Genomic DNA, 17,770 nt, shown 5'->3' with positions numbered 1-17,770 from the left:
ACAAGCCCGGGAGGCACGATTCATGAGTGAGCGAGCTCTTCGCGGCACGCGCCTCGTGGTGACCAGCTACGAGACCGACCGCGGCATCGACCTGGCCCCGCGCCAGGCCGTGGAGTACGCATGCGACAACGGCCATCGCTTTGAGATGCCGTTCTCGGTGGAGGCGGAGATCCCGCCCGAGTGGGAGTGCAAGGTCTGTGGGGCCCAAGCACTCCTGGTGGACGGCGACGGTCCCGAGGAGAAGAAGGGCAAGCCCGCGCGAACGCACTGGGACATGCTCATGGAGCGCCGCACGCGCGAGGAGCTGGAGGAGGTCCTGGCCGAGCGCCTGGCCGTCCTGCGCTCCGGCGCCATGAACATCGCGGTGCATCCGCGCGACAGCCGCAAGTCCGCGTAACTCCGCGTACGTAAAGCGACTACCGCAAAGAGCGGTGGGCGCGAGCACAGCGATGTGCCCGCGCCCACCGCTCTTTGACGTACCCGGCGCCGGGCGCGCGACAGCCGACGGCCCGGAGGGATGCGGTCACTCCGCACCCCTCCGGGCCGTCGTCCGTACGGGTACCGGGGCTCGGCTCAGCCGGTCAGCGGCGGGCGGGGGCCCTGGTCGCGCGCCTCGTCGGGAGCGGAGGGCGCCGAGGGTGCGTCGTCGCGGATGACCTCGCCCTGGACGACCTTGCCGTCGGGGCGGTGGATACGGGCCTGCTGGAAGGCGTTCTCGAACGTGCCCGGGCCGGCCTTGCTCATCCGGCTCTCCATGCTGCGCTCGACGCGCTTGGTCAGGACGCTGCGCACCGGCGGCAGCAGGAGCACCAGGCCCACCCCGTCCGACACCACGCCCGGCATCATCAGGAGCAGACCGGCGACCATCGTCAGGGCGTTGCCGCCCGCGCGAGGGTTGCGCTCCGGCATCTCGCCGCGCTGCACCTGCTGGAGCTGTTCGGACCAGCCCTTGAAGGCACGGCGGCCCGCGCGCTTGATCACCAGGCCGCCGAGCACGAGCCCGGCCAGGAGCAGCAGGAACACGGTCAGCCCGCCCCAGGCGGATGCCACCTGGGTGAGGAGCCAGATCTCGAGCACCATCCACGCGGCGATCCCGAGGGGCACGTACCTGCGCAGCTTGGATCGCGGGGCCGGACGGAGGGGCGGAGACGGAGTGCCGGTCGTCATACTCCCAGTGTGCCGAATGCGATGTGCGGGGCACATAAGTGGGGGCGCCCAATTCGGCGCCCCCTGATGTCTCCGATGCCTGGCTTCAGGACTTCCGGCCGAGCAGCCTGCCGATCTTGTTCGCCCGCTCCTCCACGCCCCACGCGGCGACCCGCCACAGCGCCTCCAGGGCGATGTCCCGGCTCATCTTGGAGTCGCCGTACTCGCGCTCCACGAAGGTGATGGGCACCTCGATGACGTGGTAGCCGGCCTTGAGGGCGCGGCGGGCCAGGTCGATCTGGAAGCAGTAGCCCTGCGAGGCGACCTCGTCGAGCCCGAGGCCCTCCAGGGTCTCCTTGCGGAAGGCCCGGTAGCCGCCGGTGACATCGCGCAGCGGCACGTCCAGGAGGAGCCGCGAGTAGAGGCTGCCGCCGCGGGAGATGATCTCGCGTGACTTGGGCCAGTTGACGATGCGTCCGCCCGGCACCCAGCGCGAGCCGAGCACCAGGTCGGCGCCCTTGAGCGCGGTGAGCAGGCGGGGCAGCTCCTCCGGCTTGTGCGAGCCGTCGGCGTCCATCTCGATCAGTACGCCGTAGCCGTTCTCGATGCCCCAGCGAAAGCCGGCGAGATACGCGGCGCCGAGGCCTTCCTTGCCCTTGCGGTGCAGGACGTGGACCCGGTCGTCCTCGGCGGAGAGCTCGTCGGCGAACTTGCCGGTGCCGTCGGGGCTGTTGTCGTCGGCGACGAGCACATGGGCCTCGGGCACAGCGGCTCGCACCCGGCTCACGATCGGCTTGATGTTCTCGGCCTCGTTGAACGTCGGAATGATCACCAACGCTGTGCCGAGCGGGCCGTACTGCCGCTGACCGCCGTCCTTCACTGCTGCCCCTTAAGTCCGTACGCAGATGCTCCACCATAGTGGGCGGGCCGTACTCGGCCGTAGGCACAGGGGGCGGGTGTCGGCGGAGAGCCGCCGCGGCGGCTGCGGATCGGGGCCCGGCGCCCTTCGGGCCGACCTGGGACCCGCTGGCTGCGGATCGACCGAAAGCCGTTGTCTACTGAGCGACCGGGCCCCACCCGGGTCACACCTGCCGACCGGACGGGACCTGCCTGCGTCCCCGAGGCGCGGGCGCTGGACCTGGCTCCCAGTGGTGGTGTTCCGGTGCGGCACACCACCCCATGGCCCAGCGGCGTCGACGACTGCGCGGAGGTTTCCCGGTCGAACGTCCTTTGGTGGACCCGGCCGAACCTACCCGCCTCGGTCCGTCGTCTGTCAATAGCCGTCTGACCTGCACCGTTCGGCCAAGTCCCCTGTTCAGTGCGGAGGATACGCAGGTCGCGCGACCGCCCCGAGGGCCCTGTGCGGCGCTGTGCCGCTCCTGGACATCACCCGCCCGGCCGTACGAACACGGTCCGCCCGCCGACCACCGTCCGCAGGCAGAGCGGGAGTTCGGCTCCGGGGCTCAGATCGGGCAGTCCCGGCGTGCCGGAGCGGGGGTCGGTGGACCAGCGGGCGACGCGGTCGTCGGGGGCCTGGACCACCAGGTCGTCGGCGCGCCACACCGCGTAGTCCGCGGGCGCGCCGGGCACGAGCACGCCCGCGTCGTCCCGGCCCATGGCACGCCAACCGCCGCGCGTGTGGGCGGTGAAGGCGGCGCGTACGGAGACCCGGTGCTCGAGGGTCCGGTGGAAGGCGGCGGCGCGCACCGTGCCCCACGGGTCGAGCGGGGTGACGGGCGCGTCGGAGCCGAAGGCGAGCGGCACGCCCGAACGCAGCAGCGCCGCATACGGGTTGAGGGTGCGGGCCCGGTCGGCGCCGAGGCGGTCCGCGTACATGCCGTCCTCGCCGCCCCAGAGCGCGTCGAAGCCGGGCTGTACGGAGGCGGTGAGGCCGAACTCGGCGAAGGCGGCGACGGTTTCGGGGGTGAGCATCTCGGCGTGCTCGACGCGGTGCCGGGCGGCGCGCACTCGTTCCACGCCGACCTTCTCGGCGGCGGCGCGCATGCCGTCGACGACGGCGGTGAGGGCGGCGTCGCCGATGGCGTGGAAGCCTGCCTGGATTCCCGCCTCGGTGCACGCGGTGACGTGGGCGGCGACCGCGGCCGCGTCGAGGTAGGCGGCGCCGGTGTGCGGGGCGTCGGCGTACGGCTCGTGCAGGCAGGCGGTGTGCGAGCCGAGGGCGCCGTCGACGAAGAGGTCGCCGGCCGCGCCGATCGCGCCGAGTGCGCGGATCCGGTCGGCGTCGGCGGGCGAGGCGACCTGCTCGGCCCAGTAGCCGAAGACCCGCGGGCCGGGTTCGGCGGCGGCGAGGCCGAGGAGCCCGATGAGGTCGCTCTCGGAGGAGATGGTGGGGCCCGCGCACTCGTGCAGGCTGCCGATGCCGAGGGACGCGGCGTGCCGCCGGGCGGCGCGCTGGGCGGCGGTGCGCTGCTCCTCGCCGATCGCGGCCTGGGCGGCGGCGCGTACGGCGTGGTGGGCGTCCTGGGTGAGCGGGGCGTCGGGCTCGTACCCGGGGCGTTCGGTGACGCCGGGGACGAGGTCGAGGAGTGCGGTGGTGACGACGGCGGAGTGGACGTCGATCCGGGAGAGGTACAGCGGGCGTCCGCCGGTGGCTTCGTCGAGCTCGGCGCGGGACGGCGGGCGGCGCTCGGACCAGCGCGCCGCGTCCCAGCCGTGGCCGAGCAGGACCGGGTCGTCGGGGTGGGCGGCGGCGTGGGTGCGGACGAGGGTGAGGGCCTCGTCGAGTCCGCTGGCTCCGGAGAGGTCGAGTCCGGTCAGCGCGAGGCCGGTCGCGGTGGTGTGCACGTGGGCGTCGGTGAACGCCGGGGTGACCAGGGCGCCTTCGAGGTCGACGACTTCCTGGACACCGCTCGCGAAGGCGTCGGCGGCGCCTTCGGAGCCGACCCAGGCGATGTGGCCGCGTTCGACGACCATCGCGGTGGCGAAGGGGTCGGCGGGGCTGTGGATGTCACCGCCGCGCAGCAGGACGGTGCGGTGGCCGTCGTCGTCGGCGGCCGTGGAGGGGGTGGTGCGCTCACTCATGGGTCCAGTCTCGCGCCTACGCGAGGGTGGTGAGCGCCGGGGGTGCGTGCCGGGCTCGTGCCGGGCCGCCGCGTACGGCCGGATGGTCCGGTCGGTGGGCGGCCGCCGTTCAGATCCTGGGCGGCCGCGCCTCGTACGGCGTGGAGAGGACCACGGTCGTACGGGTGGACACCCCGGCGAGGGAGCGGACGCGGCTGAGCAGGTCCTCCAGCTCGAGCGGGGTGGCGACGCGGACCTTCAGGATGTAGTTCTCGTCGCCCGCGACGCTGTGGCAGGCCTCGATCTCCGGGACGCCGGCGAGGCGTTCGGCGATGTCGTCGGGGGCGCTGGGGTCGAACGGCTTGACCGAGATGAACGCCGTCAAGGGCAGGCCGACCTCCTCCGGGTCGACGACGGCCGCGTACCCGCGGATGACTCCGCGCTGTTCGAGCCGGCGCACGCGTTGGTGCACCGCCGACGTGGACAGGCCCGTGGCCTTGCCGAGGTCGGTGTAGCTCATCCGCCCGTCCTTGACGAGCAGCTGCACGATCTGACGGTCGAGCTCCTCCATGCCCTGAACCTACAGGGCGGTGATCCCCTGGGACACCCGGCGTCCGCTGGGCGGATGGTCGGCGCGGGGAAGGGCCCGAAGGGCGCGGAGCGCGCGCGGGACCGGAAGGGTGCCCGTGGTGCGCAACTGCCCCTCGCCCAGCGGCGTCTGACCGGGAGACAGAGATCAAGGGCTTCGTCGAGCGCCGATCCGTCGCGCGGACCACTCAGCGGACACCGGTATCCACACCCCGGACATCCGCACCTGCGGCGGGCATGTGACGAAGACCACAGGTTTATGGGCCGGGTCCGCACAGTGGACGCGATTACCCGCACGGCGAGACGGGCAATGCTTGCTGTGGCCGAGGCCACAGCGCCCGGCCGGCCCACCCGAGGGGGAGAGTCCCATGCAGAGTGTGAAGCGCCCTGGCCGCACCGCCCGGAACCGGCAGCAGCCGGTCGTCGAGCCCGTATCGGAGGGCGTCGAACCCGGCGCCGCCGGAGCCGACGACTCGTTCGACGCGTACGACACGTTCGAGATGTACCGGGTGATCTGCCCGGACTGCGCTCAGCCCATCGCGCTCCTGGCGGACGAGGACGTCCTGCCCGAGCACGCCAAGTGCCCCACTCCCTGGAACCCGTTCGGGCTGCAGGTCTGCTCCGGAACCGGCCGCTCTGCCGCCGGTGCCCGCCCCGCCGACGAGAGCGAGGAGGCCCAGGAGCAGGACACAGCGCTGCTGTTGACGCTCCCTCAGGGACTCGACTGGCGCACGCAGCCCTTCTCCCACGTCGGCGGCCCCGGCTCGCGGCCCCTCAAGGTGCCGCAGCTGCACCGCGCCGCCTGAGCGACGCGGTCGCCCGTCCGACGCCCGCTCAACTCCAGTAGCTGCCCTGCACCATGGCCGCGAGGCTGTCGTGGTGCAGGATCAGCCGGTCCGGGTCGTCGGGCACGGCCGCCTCTCCGAAGTGGACCTGCCGGTACGCCACGCGCAGCATGACGACGGCGTGCCGCAGGGCCGCGTACAGCGTGTAGAAGTCCATGGCGCGCGGGGTGTGGCCGGTGAGCTCGGCGTAGCGGGACTCGATGCGCTCGCGACGCAGCAAGTCCGGCAGTCCCGGCTGGCCGAAGGACACGGTCAGGTCCTGGAAGAAGCGGTGCAGGTAGACCGTCCAGCCGAGGTCGACCTCGCGCGGGGCGAGCGCGGCCATCTCCCAGTCGAGCACGGCCGCCGGGGTGAACCCGTCGTAGATGATGTTGCCGATGCGGGCGTCGCCCCAGTTGAGGACGGGTGCGCCCGGGTCGTCGGGCCACAGCTCGACGAGCCGGTCGAAGGCGCGCTCGATCAGTGGTGAGCGCAGCCGGCCGTCCACCACCCAGGCGTAGTAGGCCCGTTGGGCCTCGACGTGCCGCTGCAGCGGGCTGCCGTCGCCCGGCAGTTCCAGGTGGCGGGCGTGCTCGACGGGGAAGCGGTCGTGCAGCCGCGCGATGATCCGCAGGGTGGCGTCCTCCAGGTCGGCCCGCTCGGCGTCGCTCGCGGAATGCAGCCAGTTGCCCTCGTACGTGTAAGGCATGACGTCGGGCGGGACGCGCCCCTCTTTCCGCTCCATCACGAAGAAGGGCGCGCCGAGCGGCCCGGGGTCCTCCTCCAGCCACAGCACGCGCGGCACGGGGATCCCGGTGTGCTCGGCGACCAGGCGCATGGTGTCGTACTGCCGCTTCATGTCGTACACCGGGAAGATCGTGTACGCGTCCGGGTCGGCGGCGAGGCGCAACGCGCAGCCGCGCAGGGGTGGTTCGGGGTGGTCGAGGTCGAAGAGGAGGGTCTCGCTCGACATGCCGTTGGACTCCGGTACGGAGACTCCGGTGGCCCTCGCGCCGGGCAGACGGGTGTCCAGCCAGGCGGTGAGGCGGCGGGTGAGCTCCTCCGGGTCGCGGGTGGTGGTGCGGGGCCGGGGCGCCATGGCCATCGTCGAACTCCCTCAGCTTGTGGGCCTGTTGGCGGGCAGGCGAGAAAAGTGATGACACACTGAGACATCAAATTCACGAGGCCACCGAGTCGAAGCCGGTGAAGCCGCTGGGGTCGTGGCGGCCGAAGCTGCCGTGCTCGAAGATCCCGTGGCCGATCCGCCCGTCGAGGGTGAAGCGCGCGGCGTGGTCGGTCACTCCGTACGCGGCGAGCGGGTGGGCGGACGGGTCGGACAGGTCGTAGCTGCGGCGGTCGGTCCAGGCGCGGCCGCGCCAGGTGCCGTGCTGCCAGTCGTCGGCGGGCGGGTATCCGGCGCCGATCGCGAGCGGCGACGAGGCCAGGACCCGCACGCCGAGTTCGAGGGGTTTGCGGGCCGGGTCGGTCAGGTGGATCACGGCGTGTTCGGGGTGGCGGGTGCCGGGGCGGTACGTGATGTCGGCGTGCGGCCAGCCGAGTTGGACGTCCCGCTGCCCGTTGCGTACGAGCAGTGCCTCGTTGAGGGAGCGGTGGCCGTCGGCGTCCTCCTGGACGATCACCATCATGAACCGGTCGTCGAAGACCGCCGGCGCCCAGAGCCAGTGGAAGCCCTCCGTCCGGTGCTCCTCGGCGCCGCGTCCGCCGTCCTCGCCGGGGATCGGACGGACGCCCCAGCTGCGGTCCCGGGTCGCCGTCCACTCCCCCGGCGTGACCGTGATCTCCTCACCGCCGACCCGGATGGTGCCGCTCGGCCGTCCGGCCTGCACGAAGCGACGGCCCTCCAGGGTGAGCCGGTCGCCGCGCCGCTGGGTGTGGTGGGGTTCCCAGACGGCCGGGAACTCAGCGTTCCACTCGATGTCGTACGCGAGGGAGTCCGGCCCGTCGGCCGTGCAGCGCAGGCGGATGCGCTGGAGCGGGCGGTCGACGGTGAGGCTGAGGGGGCCGACGGCGAGCTGGTTCATGCGGTCGTCGCCGAGCGCGTCCGAGGCGCGTACGGCATGCAGGGTGTCACCGATGCGCAGGGTGGCGTAGGCGTCGATCACCCCGGTGTTGGGGTACACGCCGAGGCCGAGGATGAGCAGAGCCCGGCCTTCGTGGTCGAAGACGTGGAAGATACAGCGGTCGTAGGCGTTGCGGTCGCCGGTGGCGACGTGCTTCATCGACAGCGGGACCTGGTGGACGGGGTACTCGTCGAGCGGGACGGGACGGTCGTCGGCCATGGCTCGCCTCCCTGGACGCACAGCGATGGGCGTCGCACGGAGGGGTGCGGCCCCCGGCGGCGCAGATGACGGTACGTCAGATGTGCGGCGTGGGGCCAGAGTCGTGCCGCGGACCGGGTGCGGGGTTGGCCGGTCGGGCCAGGGTCACGGCCTGAACTGACGCCCGAATCCCCGGGGCGGTGACCCTTGGGGCATATGTGACGTTGGCCGGTCATGACCGCCTTGCATGAGACGATCGGCCGGCGCCGACGCACCCTCTACGTCCCCGCTCCTGGAGAATCGGTTCAGCAGGCGCCGCAGGCTGCTGACCAGCCGGGCCTGCGGCCGTCGGACCCGCCGATCTACCGGGCGATGATGTGGGCCTGGGCGGGCGAGGGCAAGACGCTGCCGGGGCGCCGGGATCCGGAGTGGGCGCGGCTTGCGGCGCCGACGGTGCGCACGGGGCAGTTCGGCTCGACGACTCCGTTCAGCGCGCATCCGATGCAGCAGTCCCCGAGCGGCCAGGAGGCGTACCGCGGCGGGGAGGCCAGGGCGGCGCTACCGGCGCGACTGGAGGACTGAGCTGTATCGGTCGGGTCGGGCGGGCGGCGCCGTCGAGAGGTGGTGGCTCTCTACGGCGTCGGCGTCGGGCGGTGGTGACGTCGGTCGGCGGTGGTGGCGTCGAGCAGTGGTGACGGGCAGTGGTGACGTCTGGGCCAGGGGCTACTGCGACTCCGGGCCTATCAAGTGCCGGGCGATCACGACGCGTTGGATCTGGTTGGTGCCCTCGACGATCTGCAGGACCTTGGCCTCGCGCATGAGGCGCTCGACGGGGAAGTCCAGCGTGTAGCCGTACCCCCCGAGGACCTGGACCGCGTCTGTGGTGACGCGCATCGCGGCGTCCGTGCAGAACAGCTTGGCCATGGCGGCCTGCCGGGAGAACGGCAGGCCGGCGTCCCGCAGCCGGGCGGCCGAGAGATAGAGGGCGCGGCCGGCCTCGATCTGCGTCCCCATGTCGGCCAGCATGAAGCGCAGGCCCTGGAAGTCGGCGATGGGGCGGCCGAACTGGCGGCGGTCCCGGGCGTACGCCGCGGCCTCGTCCAGGGCGGCCTGGGCCACGCCGATCGCGCAGGCCGCGATGCCGAGGCGGCCGGAGTCGAGGGCGGAGAGGGCGATCGCGAAGCCCTGGCCCTCCTCCCCGATCCGGCGGGTGTCGGGGATCCGCACGCCGTCGAAGTGGAGCTGGGCGGTGGGTGAGCCCTTGAGGCCCATCTTCCGCTCGGGCGCGGCGGCGGTCAGCCCCTCGGCGTCGCCCGGGACCAGATAGGCGGTGATCCCCTTGGCGCCCTCGCCGCCGGAGCGGGCCATGACCGTGTAGAAGTCGGCGATGCCGCCGTGGGTGATCCAGGCCTTGCCGCCGTCGATCACCCAGCCGCCCCCGTCCCGCACGGCTTTGGTGCGCAGCGAGGCGGCGTCGGAGCCGGAGGCCGGTTCGGAGAGGCAGTACGCCCCGAGGAGTCCGCCGCCGAGCATCGCGGGGAGGTGCTCGGCCTGCTGCTCCTTCGTGCCGTACCCCGCGAGGGCGTGGGCGGCGAGCGTGTGCACGCTGACCCCGAGGCCGACGGTGAGCCGGGCGGCGGCGAGCTCTTCGAGGACCTGGAGATAGACCTCGTACGGCTGGTCGCCGCCACCGAACTCCGAGTCGTACGGCAGGCCGAGGAGGCCGGATTCGGAGAGCAGGGTGAAGACCTCGCGCGGGAACCGCCCGGCGTCCTCGTCCTCGGCGGCGGCCGGGGCGATCTCACGCTGGGCGATCTCGCGGACGAGCGCGAGGAGGTCGCGGGCCTCCTCCGTGGGCAACTGACGCTCCACCTGCTGGTGCGGCGCACGGTCCGACATGTCGTCGCTCTCCTCCCTGTCGGGCGCTGGGGCGGTCGCATCGGGTGGGGAGCCGCCGGAGTTCTGACTACCCGGCCACGGGCGGCGATTCGGGTCTCGAAACGAGGCTCACCAAGGGCCGTTGGAGCGAGTATGCACGACGAAGGGCCGCACGTCACCAGGTTCACGACCGTTCACTTCACTTCTCTCGTGAATATGTGGCCGACCCCCACAAGCAGGCCAGGACCGGACCCCGCCGAGGGCCGGAAACCACCCTTCACCCCCGTGCGCAGATTGGTCCGAACCATTGACCCCACTGGTCTAGTCCTTCTACTGTTCCGGCGAGCGCCTCACCGCGTTCATGTCAATCTCGGCCGCCGCGTCCCGTCCCCGGGGGCCCGCGCCGAGGGCAAGGTCAACAGCAGTTCCTCCCTCCCCCACGAGGAGACACCATGCTCAGACCGCACCGCCTCCGCACCCGTGCCCGGGTGCTGCTCGCCTCGGCCTGTTGTGCCGTACTCGGCGGCGGCCTGCTCGTCGGAGCGGGCGCCGCGGGCGCCGCCCCGACCCCCGCCGAGGACGCCGCCGGCAGGAAGGCCGCGGCCGGCTCGAAGGTCGTCGGCTACTTCACCGAATGGGGCGTGTACGACCGCAATTACCACGTCAAGAACATCGACACGTCCGGCTCGGCGGCCAAGCTCACGCACATCAACTACTCGTTCGGCAACGTCCAGGGCGGCAAGTGCACGATGGGCGACGCCTACGCCGCGACGGACAAGGCGTACACGGCCGACCAGTCCGTGGACGGCAAGGCCGACACCTGGGACCAGCCGCTGCGCGGCAACTTCAACCAGCTCCTCAAGCTCAAGGCCAAGCACCCGAACCTGAAGGTGCTCTGGTCCTTCGGCGGCTGGACCTGGTCCGGCGGCTTCACCGAGGCGGCGAAGAACCCCGAGGCGTTCGCCCAGTCCTGCTACGACCTGGTCAACAACTCCAAGTGGGCCGGTGTCTTCGACGGCATCGACATCGACTGGGAGTACCCCAACGCCTGCGGCCTGACCTGCGACACCAGCGGGCGCGAGGCGTACAAGAACCTGATGGCCGCGATGCGCGGCAAGTTCAAGGACCAGCTCGTGACCGCCGCGATCCCGGCGGATGCCGCGGACGGCGGCAAGATCGACGCGGCCGACTACGCGGGCGCCGCGCAGTACGTCGACTGGTACAACCCGATGACGTACGACTTCTTCGGTGCCTGGGACGCCAAGGGCCCGACGGCCCCGCACTCGCCGCTGAGCAAGTACGACGGCATCCCCAAGGACACCTGGAACTCCGAGGCGACGATCGCGAAGCTCAAGGGGCTCGGCATCCCGTCGGAGAAGCTGCTGCTCGGGGTCGGCTTCTACGGTCGCGGCTGGACCGGCGTCACGCAGAAGGAGCCGGGCGGAACGGCCACGGGCCCGGCGGCAGGAAAGTACGAGCAGGGCATCGACGACTACAAGGAGCTGAAGACGAAGTGCCCGGCCAACGGAACGGTCGGCGGCACCGCGTACGCCCACTGCGGCAACAACTGGTGGAGCTACGACACCCCGGAGACGCTCGCCGGAAAGATGGCCTACAAGAACAAGGAAGGCCTCGGCGGCACGTTCTTCTGGGAGCTGAGCGGCGACACGGCCGACGGTGAGCTGATCAAGGCACTCAACTAGCCGTCGCCGGCGAACAGCGACCGAGTTCTGCGCCGCGGGTGGCCCTGGACGGCAACCGGCCCGCGGCGGGAGTCGGCGGGGCGGAGGGCCTGGCGCTCTTCGCCCCGCCGGTGTGTGCCCAGGGCTCCTCCGGGGGGGGCGGACCCTAGAGCAGCCCGGCCTGCGTGACGAACATGGCGAGCACGACCACCAGGGTCCAGCCCAGTGCGTGCTCGAGGATCTTGGGGCCGTCGTCCTTGGGGCCCCCGGTGCGGATCCGGGCGCGGGCGTCTTCGACGGTGGTGGCAGTCGCGGTCATGGCTGTCTCGCTCACGAATGGTCCGGCAGTGGCGTCCCCCCACTGGTCGGGCCAGGGTGCCAGCGGAAGCCGCCGCTCCGTTAGGACGTACGTCACGCCTGCCCCCTCCGTTAAGCTGCGCTGATCTTCATACCCGGGGAGGGGACATGGGAGGGAACGTGGCCGGGGGCCGCAGCGGTGACGGCACCGCGGATTCCGACAGACCCGAGGGCGTCGCCGTGGCGGACGGCGGGCCCGCGGCGGTGCAGCTGACGTATCGGCCGAGGCAGGCGGACACCTTGGTCGGGCTCAAGGTACGGGAGCGGATCAAGAAGGCGGCGCTCGTGGGGCGGAGCCTGTTCCTCGTTGTGTGGGTCGGGCACGGGGTGCTGACGACGCTGCGCAGCGGGGCCGACCTGGTCTCGATCTTCGTCTTCGCACTGTTCACGCTGATCCTGTGGGGCTACCCCCGAATCCAGGCCGCCTATGTGCAGCGCCTGGTCGGCTGGCAGGGCGAATACCGGACGACCGTCTCGGCCCAGGGGCTCAGCTGCAGCACGGACTACAGCACCCTGACGCAGAAGTGGTCCATGCTGCGCGGCTACCGCGAGACCGCCGACCACTTCGTCCTGCTCAGCCGGGACCCGAACATCATGTGCCTGGACGTCCTCCCCAAGCGCGGCGTGCGCTCGCCCGAGGACGTGGACCGGCTGCGCGCCCTCTTGGACCGGCACTCCCAGCGCGTCTGACCAGCACCTCTGACCAGCCCGTACGCAGACGTATGTGAGGGCGCCCCACAGCCGAGCGCCCTCACATGTCGCACGGCTCGGCCATCGGGATCAGGCTGGAAGGGCGAGGAATTCCAGGTCCGGCTGGGACCGGAAGCGGAGGAGTCATGGCGACGACGACGCGGAACGACGCTCCCGTCACGATCGAAGGCGACGGTGTGGAGCTGCGCACCCAGGAGGTCGGGGGTGACATGACCGTCGCGTTCGTGACGCTCCCCAAGGGCGCGGACTTGGCACCCGCCGTCAAGGGGCTGCCCGACGATCTGTGCCAGTGCCCCCACTGGGGATATCTCTTCAAGGGGCGCCTGAAGATGCGGACGAAGCACGGTGACGAGATCTACGAGGCGGGGCAGGCGTTCTACTGGGGACCCGGCCACGCCCCGGAGGCCCTTGAGGACTGCGAGTACATCGACTTCTCGCCGACGAAGGAGTTCACCGAGGTACTCGACCACGTCAAGGCGCAGATGGGTTGATCCCGAGGGAGCCGGTGCCCCTCCCGGAGCGCGGGAGGGGCACAGAGCCGCTCGTCACTCGACTCCGACAGCGGCGAGTGCACGCCTCTGAGCGGCGGAGATGTCCTGCGGGAAGTACAGGTAGCAGACGCCTCCGGTGCCGGAGACGACCTTGCCGTCGGCGTTGTAGCGCTTGGTGCGGAGCCAGATGTTCTCCCACTCGCGGCGCTTGTAGACGCGGCGGACCGCCTCGTTGTCGTCCGAGGCCGGGTCGTTGGCGATCACGTCGCCGTCCTTCGTGAAGCCGATCACCGTCATCAGGTGGCCGGCCGTGCCGTAGCCCGCGCCGGTCAGTTCCTTCTCCAGGAACGACTGCGACGTGATGGCCGGGATGCCCGCCTCGATCAGCTTCTCCAGGTCCGTGAGCGAGCCGAGGCGGGTGACGACGGCCTGCATGTCGTCGTACGTCGCGGCGTAGGCGGCGTTGAACGGCCAGTTGCCGCAGCCCTCGTACTGGTAGTCGTACGTGAAGCGGGCCGCGTGGCAGACCTGCGGGTCGGCGAAGTCCGGGTTCACCCAGGCCAGTTGATCGGCGGTGGGCCTGCGGCCCCAGAACTCCAGGATCATCTGCGAGGAGGTCGGGCTGCACCAGGCCTCGCCGCCGTTGTCGTACTCCGGGTACTGGCCGATGTGGGTGTTCTGCGAGTAGCGCGGGACCTTCAGCTCCTTGGCGAGGCCCGGCTCGGACGCGGGCACCGTGAAGCGGTCCGGGACGGCCGAGCCCATCGCGCCGAGCCGCCACACGCGCGGCGTGGCCGTGCCGCCCGGCTTGCGGTAGAGGGTCAGGCGCAGTTGGTACGAGACGACGCGCAGGCTCTTGGACGGGTCGTCCACGGCGAGCGTGTCCGTCCAGACCGAGGTCTTGCCGTCCTTCTGGCCGTCGACGGAGGTGCGCCGGATCGTGCCGGTGTCGCCCTCGCGGTCGTCGCCGGAGGTCCAGCGGCCCATCACGTACCACGGGCTGCGCTTGCCGTCGCTGTACTGCGCGCGCAGCTGGATCTGCAGCCAAGTCCCGGACGGTGTACGGGCGTTCCACGAGGCGATGGCCTCGGTGGCGGGCACGGAGAGCGCGTGCTCGGGGCTCGTCCAGACCGCGTACTCCCAGGTCGCCGTCCTGCCGGTGTGCGGGTCGGCGTAGTTGACGGTGCCCGCGGGGGTGCCGATCTCGATGCCGGGGCGGGCGGCGTCGACGGCGCGCGTGCCGTTGTGGGTGCCTGCGCTCCAGTCGGCGTACGAGGACCAGAAGCGGTTGTCGACGCTGCGGGACGGGGCCTTCGCGCGCGGGCGGGCGGCGGGTCGGCCGGAGGCGCCCGAGCCGGAGGCGGCCGAGCCGGAGGCGCCCGGGTCGGAGGCGGCCGCCGTCGCGGCTACCGCTCCGCCCGCCGCGACGGCCACCGCGGCGGCGAGCACGGACCTGCGGGTGGTGGATCGGGATGAGCCGGAAGAGTCGGTCATGGTGTGGGGCCCCCAGTCGAGTCGCGCGTCGTGCCTGCCTCCGGACGGCCTGCGGCCGGCGGCGTAAGGGGAGACGGCGGAAACATGACAACGACGCCCACTATCTCCGCAGACGACGGCCCGTGCCAGCACTTCGGAGCGCGCGCCCGGGCCAATATTGGCGTGGACCACTGGAACGGCCCGCGGCTGCCGTTTCGGGGCGCCGTAGCCTTGAGGCGATGAACCACAGCCCCGAGGCGATCGACGGCCTCACCCGCCTCGCCCGCACCGTGCGCGCCCTGCCGCCGTCCTGCGGGCCGGTCCGCCTCGTCGGCGTCGACGGGCACGCCGGCTCCGGCAAGTCGACCTTCGCGGGCCGGCTCGCCGCGGCGCTCGGCGGGGCACCCGTGCTCGCCCTCGACGACGTCCGGAGCCACACCGAACTCTTCGACTGGACCGACCGGTTCCGGCGCCAGGTGCTCGACCCGCTCTCCGACGGGCGCACGGCGCGCGTCCCGGCGTACGACTGGAACACGCGCCGGTTCGACGCGGAGATGCGCCTGCCGGCCGCGCCCGTGGTCCTCATCGAGGGTGTCGGTGCCGGGCGGCGGGAGCTCAGGCCGTGGCTGGCGTGGCTGTGCTGGATGGACCTGACGCACGGCGAGGCGTGGGCGCGCGGGCGCGGCCGGGACGGTTCGGCCCAGCGGGAGTTCTGGGACGGGTGGGAGCAGGCCGAGCATCGGCATTTCGCCGAAGACCCCACGCGGCCCTGCGCGGACACCCTGGTACGGCAGGGATCGGAGGGGTACGTGGTGCTGCCGGGACACCGGACAACACGCCCGTCACCCCAAGCCATCACGGACCGTGACGGGCCCTCGGCGGTCCGCTGAGCCCCCGGAAAACCCCTTCCGCGAGTACGCCAACTCTGCTTGACCCAAAGGCCGTACAGGACTTACGTTCTCAATGTGCGGTTCTTCGGACCGCCCCGCAGACGCGAAGCCCCCGGTTGTTCCCCCGTGATCGGGGGCTTCGTTCTGCCCTTTGTCCCCTTTCGCGGCCCCAGCTCGACGCAGAGCGATCACCCTCGGTCACCGCGTGCGCGTCGCCTTCAAGTGCCCCTGCCCCGGGGCCCCTTCGGGCCGCAGAGTGCTGCCGCACCCTTCGGTCGAAGGCTCCTGCGCAGGTACGATGCTCAGCGGTGCGACCTTGCGGACGGCGCTCGGTGCCACCCCATGTGCGGCGGCAGTCAGCATCGGTCACTTCCGTCTGCGGCACGCAGGTTCGGCGCTCCGGCGGCCGCGGTTCCGGCCCGGCGGAGCTCGCCACAGGGCACTTGTTGCGGGGGGTTGTGGGGTACGGAATGGACTTCGGCACGCAGGGCGCGTCGGCCCCGGCCGACCTGGCCTGGCTGCGCGGCGTGGACGCCTACACCATGGGGGCCTATCCGCAGGCCGAGGAGGAGTTCCGGGCGGCCGTCCGCCTCGACCCCGGCATGGCCGACGGCTGGCTCGGCCTGCACGCCCTGCGCATCGACACGACGACGGCGCTCCTGCACATGCACCGGCACCGCGACCGCTTCGGCGAGCAGCGCACCCGCCACCGCCGCACCCTCAACTCCTGGTACTGGCTTGGCTGGTGGGTTCAGCCGGTGCTCGAGTCCGGCCGCGACCTGCTCCTCGCGCACGCCTCGCACTGGCTCGACGGCCGTCACGTCCCCGAGCTCGACCGCGCCATCGCCGGCCTCCCGCCGATCGACGCCGACCCCCAGGTCCGCTTCCTGCACGCCTGCCGCGCCTATCTCGTCAAGGACTGGGAGCAGCTCGTACGCCACACCGACCCGCTCACCGACGACCCGGTGCTCGGCATCGAGGCGGGTCTCTTCGGCGGGATGGGGCGGGTCCGTCTGGAGATGTACGGGCAGGCCGAACCGCTGCTCTCGGCCGCCCTGATGCACTGCCGCAGCGAACAGCCCCAGCGCAAGGAGCTGCGCTACTGGCTCGCCCGCGCGCACGAGGGCACCGGCCGCAGCGCCGCCGCGCTCCCCCTGTACCGGGCCGTGCACCGCGTCGACGCCTCGTTCATGGACACCTCGGCGCGGCTCGCGGCGATCGCCGAGTACGACGGCTTCGACGGCGGGGACGACGGCAGCGACCTGCCCGCCGTGCCGTTCGCCGGGCCGGGCCAGGACCTGGCGGACGTGCCGGAGGCGCTCGACTACGGGGCCGAGGGGCTCGACGTGAAGATCGGCCCGGAGCCCGACAGCTCGGTGGCGCCCCCACCCGCCTCGGTCCGCGAGAAGGCCGTACTCCCCGTCCCCGCACCGCAGTTGCCCACCGGACCCGCCGATCCCGTACTGCTCCAGGAGGCGCTGGCCGAGCTGGAGCGGATGGTCGGGCTCGACCCCGTGAAGCGGCAGGTCAAGGCGCTCTCCGCGCAGCTGCGGATGGCCCGCCTGCGCGCCGGTCAGGGACTGCCCGTGCAGCCGCCGAAACGCCACTTCGTCTTCTCCGGCCCCTCAGGCACCGGCAAGACGACCGTGGCCCGCATCCTCGGCCGGGTCTTCTACGCGCTCGGGCTGCTCGGCGGCGACCACCTGGTGGAGGCCCAGCGCGCGGATCTCGTCGGCGAATATCTGGGCCAGACCGCCGTCAAGGCCAACGAGCTGATCGACTCGGCCCTCGGCGGCGTCCTCTTCCTCGACGAGGCGTACGCCCTGTCCAACTCCGGCTACAGCAAGGGCGATGCGTACGGCGACGAGGCGCTGCAGGTGCTGCTCAAGCGGGCCGAGGACAACCGCGACCACCTCGTGGTGATCCTCGCGGGCTACCCCGAGGGCATGGACCGCCTCCTCGCCACCAACCCCGGCCTCTCCTCCCGCTTCACGACCCGCGTCGACTTCCCTTCGTACCGCCCGCTCGAACTCACCGCGATCGGTGAGGTGTTGGCCGCGGAGAACGGGGACGTGTGGGACGAGGAGTCGGTCGAGGAGCTGAAGTCGATCAGCGGGCACGTGGTGGATCAGGGCTGGATCGACGAGCTGGGCAACGGCCGGTTCCTGCGGACGCTGTACGAGAAGTCCTGCGCGTACCGGGATCTCCGGCTCTCGGGGTACCCCGCGGCCCCCTCGCGCGACGATCTCGCGACGCTGCGGTTGCCGGACCTGATGCAGGCGTACGGGGAGGTCCTGGCCGGGCGGCCACCGGGGCCGTCGCCTCGCTGAGCCCCTGGGGGCTCCGCCCCCGGACCCCGGCTCCTCAAACGCCGGAGAGGCTTTTCCTGCCGTCGATCGGCTGCCGCGCCGTCGTGGCTGGTCGCGCAGT

17 protein-coding genes are annotated in these 17,770 nt (G+C 71.9%); 8 read left to right on the top strand and 9 right to left on the bottom strand.

Annotation, left to right across the window (positions count from 1 at the left end; all coding sequences use genetic code 11):
• Positions 1-22: 22 nt before the first annotated feature.
• The gene (locus RCO28_RS12880) at positions 23-397 is read left to right on the top strand and encodes an RNA polymerase-binding protein RbpA (RefSeq protein ID WP_161698311.1); all 375 of its coding nucleotides are present in this window, start codon (positions 23-25) and stop codon (positions 395-397) included.
• A 176-nt stretch (positions 398-573) separates the two neighbouring features.
• Here RCO28_RS12880 and fxsA read toward each other — a convergent pair whose 3' ends face one another.
• The 4 genes from fxsA to RCO28_RS12860 form a co-directional block, all read right to left on the bottom strand.
• Positions 574-1,167 carry an FxsA family membrane protein gene (gene fxsA / locus RCO28_RS12875; RefSeq protein WP_308941188.1) on the bottom strand — a complete coding sequence of 198 codons (594 nt, stop codon included), beginning with the start codon at positions 1,165-1,167 and terminating at the stop codon, positions 574-576.
• Positions 1,168-1,252: 85 nt separating this feature from the next.
• Positions 1,253-2,026 carry a polyprenol monophosphomannose synthase gene (locus tag RCO28_RS12870; RefSeq protein WP_308941187.1) on the bottom strand — a complete coding sequence of 258 codons (774 nt, stop codon included), beginning with the start codon at positions 2,024-2,026 and terminating at the stop codon, positions 1,253-1,255.
• Positions 2,027-2,532: 506 nt separating this feature from the next.
• Positions 2,533-4,188, bottom strand: coding sequence for an amidohydrolase (locus RCO28_RS12865; protein ID WP_308941186.1), 1,656 nt, complete (start codon positions 4,186-4,188; stop codon positions 2,533-2,535).
• A 109-nt stretch (positions 4,189-4,297) separates the two neighbouring features.
• Complete coding sequence (locus tag RCO28_RS12860; RefSeq protein ID WP_282512828.1) at positions 4,298-4,738, bottom strand: Lrp/AsnC family transcriptional regulator; 441 nt, start codon at positions 4,736-4,738, stop codon at positions 4,298-4,300.
• Between the two features lie 385 nt (positions 4,739-5,123).
• Here RCO28_RS12860 and RCO28_RS12855 point away from each other — a divergent pair, with 385 nt between their 5' ends.
• Positions 5,124-5,561 (top strand): hypothetical protein, encoded by a 438-nt coding sequence (locus RCO28_RS12855; protein WP_308941185.1) that lies wholly within the window; start codon positions 5,124-5,126, stop codon positions 5,559-5,561.
• Positions 5,562-5,589: 28 nt separating this feature from the next.
• Here the strand turns inward: RCO28_RS12855 and RCO28_RS12850 are convergent, their stop codons facing one another.
• Positions 5,590-6,684: a phosphotransferase family protein gene (locus RCO28_RS12850; RefSeq protein ID WP_308941184.1), complete on the bottom strand. Its 1,095-nt coding sequence runs from the start codon at positions 6,682-6,684 to the stop codon at positions 5,590-5,592.
• A 73-nt stretch (positions 6,685-6,757) separates the two neighbouring features.
• Complete coding sequence (locus RCO28_RS12845) at positions 6,758-7,879, bottom strand: hypothetical protein (protein ID WP_308941183.1); 1,122 nt, start codon at positions 7,877-7,879, stop codon at positions 6,758-6,760.
• A gap of 213 nt (positions 7,880-8,092) precedes the next feature.
• Here RCO28_RS12845 and RCO28_RS12840 point away from each other — a divergent pair, with 213 nt between their 5' ends.
• A complete protein-coding gene (locus RCO28_RS12840) occupies positions 8,093-8,440 on the top strand; it encodes a hypothetical protein (protein ID WP_308941182.1) in 348 nt (115 codons plus the stop codon).
• Between the two features lie 141 nt (positions 8,441-8,581).
• Here the strand turns inward: RCO28_RS12840 and RCO28_RS12835 are convergent, their stop codons facing one another.
• Positions 8,582-9,757, bottom strand: coding sequence for an acyl-CoA dehydrogenase family protein (locus tag RCO28_RS12835; RefSeq protein WP_308941181.1), 1,176 nt, complete (start codon positions 9,755-9,757; stop codon positions 8,582-8,584).
• A 431-nt stretch (positions 9,758-10,188) separates the two neighbouring features.
• Between RCO28_RS12835 and RCO28_RS12830 the strand changes: the two genes are divergently transcribed.
• Complete coding sequence (locus RCO28_RS12830) at positions 10,189-11,439, top strand: glycoside hydrolase family 18 protein (RefSeq protein WP_308941180.1); 1,251 nt, start codon at positions 10,189-10,191, stop codon at positions 11,437-11,439.
• Between the two features lie 145 nt (positions 11,440-11,584).
• Here RCO28_RS12830 and RCO28_RS12825 read toward each other — a convergent pair whose 3' ends face one another.
• The gene (locus RCO28_RS12825) at positions 11,585-11,737 is read right to left on the bottom strand and encodes an SCO1431 family membrane protein (protein WP_308941179.1); all 153 of its coding nucleotides are present in this window, start codon (positions 11,735-11,737) and stop codon (positions 11,585-11,587) included.
• A 146-nt stretch (positions 11,738-11,883) separates the two neighbouring features.
• Between RCO28_RS12825 and RCO28_RS12820 the strand changes: the two genes are divergently transcribed.
• Together RCO28_RS12820 and RCO28_RS12815 are read left to right on the top strand one after the other, a co-directional pair.
• Complete coding sequence (locus RCO28_RS12820) at positions 11,884-12,465, top strand: YcxB family protein (protein WP_308941178.1); 582 nt, start codon at positions 11,884-11,886, stop codon at positions 12,463-12,465.
• A 146-nt stretch (positions 12,466-12,611) separates the two neighbouring features.
• Positions 12,612-12,977, top strand: a complete 366-nt coding sequence (locus RCO28_RS12815) for a hypothetical protein (RefSeq protein ID WP_308941177.1) — start codon at positions 12,612-12,614, stop codon at positions 12,975-12,977.
• A 54-nt stretch (positions 12,978-13,031) separates the two neighbouring features.
• On the opposite strand, the gene RCO28_RS12810 is transcribed toward RCO28_RS12815, so the two are convergent.
• On the bottom strand, positions 13,032-14,471 hold the full coding sequence (locus RCO28_RS12810) for a peptidase C39 family protein (RefSeq protein WP_308941176.1): 1,440 nt from the start codon (positions 14,469-14,471) through the stop codon (positions 13,032-13,034).
• A gap of 218 nt (positions 14,472-14,689) precedes the next feature.
• Here RCO28_RS12810 and RCO28_RS12805 point away from each other — a divergent pair, with 218 nt between their 5' ends.
• Together RCO28_RS12805 and RCO28_RS12800 are read left to right on the top strand one after the other, a co-directional pair.
• A complete protein-coding gene (locus RCO28_RS12805; RefSeq protein ID WP_308941175.1) occupies positions 14,690-15,340 on the top strand; it encodes a hypothetical protein in 651 nt (216 codons plus the stop codon).
• 470 nt (positions 15,341-15,810) lie between these two features.
• Positions 15,811-17,670, top strand: coding sequence for an AAA family ATPase (locus RCO28_RS12800; protein WP_308941174.1), 1,860 nt, complete (start codon positions 15,811-15,813; stop codon positions 17,668-17,670).
• Positions 17,671-17,770: the final 100 nt, after the last annotated feature.

The organism is Streptomyces sp. LHD-70, assembly GCF_031157275.1.
Lineage (GTDB): Bacteria > Actinomycetota > Actinomycetes > Streptomycetales > Streptomycetaceae > Streptomyces.
The sequence above is the reverse complement of the archived record's forward strand: the minus strand, read 5'-3'. Positions and strand labels throughout refer to the sequence as shown.

Excerpts from the sequence above, each read along its gene's own strand:
- RCO28_RS12850 (WP_308941184.1), bottom strand. The coding sequence starts at position 6,684 with ATGGCCATGGCGCCCCGGCCCCGCACCACCACCCGCGACCCGGAGGAG.
- RCO28_RS12845 (WP_308941183.1), bottom strand. The coding sequence starts at position 7,879 with ATGGCCGACGACCGTCCCGTCCCGCTCGACGAGTACCCCGTCCACCAG.
- RCO28_RS12805 (WP_308941175.1), top strand. The coding sequence starts at position 14,690 with ATGAACCACAGCCCCGAGGCGATCGACGGCCTCACCCGCCTCGCCCGC.
- RCO28_RS12825 (WP_308941179.1), bottom strand. The coding sequence starts at position 11,737 with ATGACCGCGACTGCCACCACCGTCGAAGACGCCCGCGCCCGGATCCGC.
- RCO28_RS12840 (WP_308941182.1), top strand. The coding sequence starts at position 8,093 with ATGACCGCCTTGCATGAGACGATCGGCCGGCGCCGACGCACCCTCTAC.
- RCO28_RS12860 (WP_282512828.1), bottom strand. The coding sequence starts at position 4,738 with ATGGAGGAGCTCGACCGTCAGATCGTGCAGCTGCTCGTCAAGGACGGG.
- RCO28_RS12815 (WP_308941177.1), top strand. The coding sequence starts at position 12,612 with ATGGCGACGACGACGCGGAACGACGCTCCCGTCACGATCGAAGGCGAC.
- RCO28_RS12810 (WP_308941176.1), bottom strand. The coding sequence starts at position 14,471 with ATGACCGACTCTTCCGGCTCATCCCGATCCACCACCCGCAGGTCCGTG.
- RCO28_RS12820 (WP_308941178.1), top strand. The coding sequence starts at position 11,884 with ATGGGAGGGAACGTGGCCGGGGGCCGCAGCGGTGACGGCACCGCGGAT.
- RCO28_RS12835 (WP_308941181.1), bottom strand. The coding sequence starts at position 9,757 with ATGTCGGACCGTGCGCCGCACCAGCAGGTGGAGCGTCAGTTGCCCACG.
- RCO28_RS12880 (WP_161698311.1), top strand. The coding sequence starts at position 23 with ATGAGTGAGCGAGCTCTTCGCGGCACGCGCCTCGTGGTGACCAGCTAC.
- fxsA (WP_308941188.1), bottom strand. The coding sequence starts at position 1,167 with ATGACGACCGGCACTCCGTCTCCGCCCCTCCGTCCGGCCCCGCGATCC.
- RCO28_RS12855 (WP_308941185.1), top strand. The coding sequence starts at position 5,124 with ATGCAGAGTGTGAAGCGCCCTGGCCGCACCGCCCGGAACCGGCAGCAG.
- RCO28_RS12800 (WP_308941174.1), top strand. The coding sequence starts at position 15,811 with ATGGACTTCGGCACGCAGGGCGCGTCGGCCCCGGCCGACCTGGCCTGG.
- RCO28_RS12865 (WP_308941186.1), bottom strand. The coding sequence starts at position 4,188 with ATGAGTGAGCGCACCACCCCCTCCACGGCCGCCGACGACGACGGCCAC.
- RCO28_RS12830 (WP_308941180.1), top strand. The coding sequence starts at position 10,189 with ATGCTCAGACCGCACCGCCTCCGCACCCGTGCCCGGGTGCTGCTCGCC.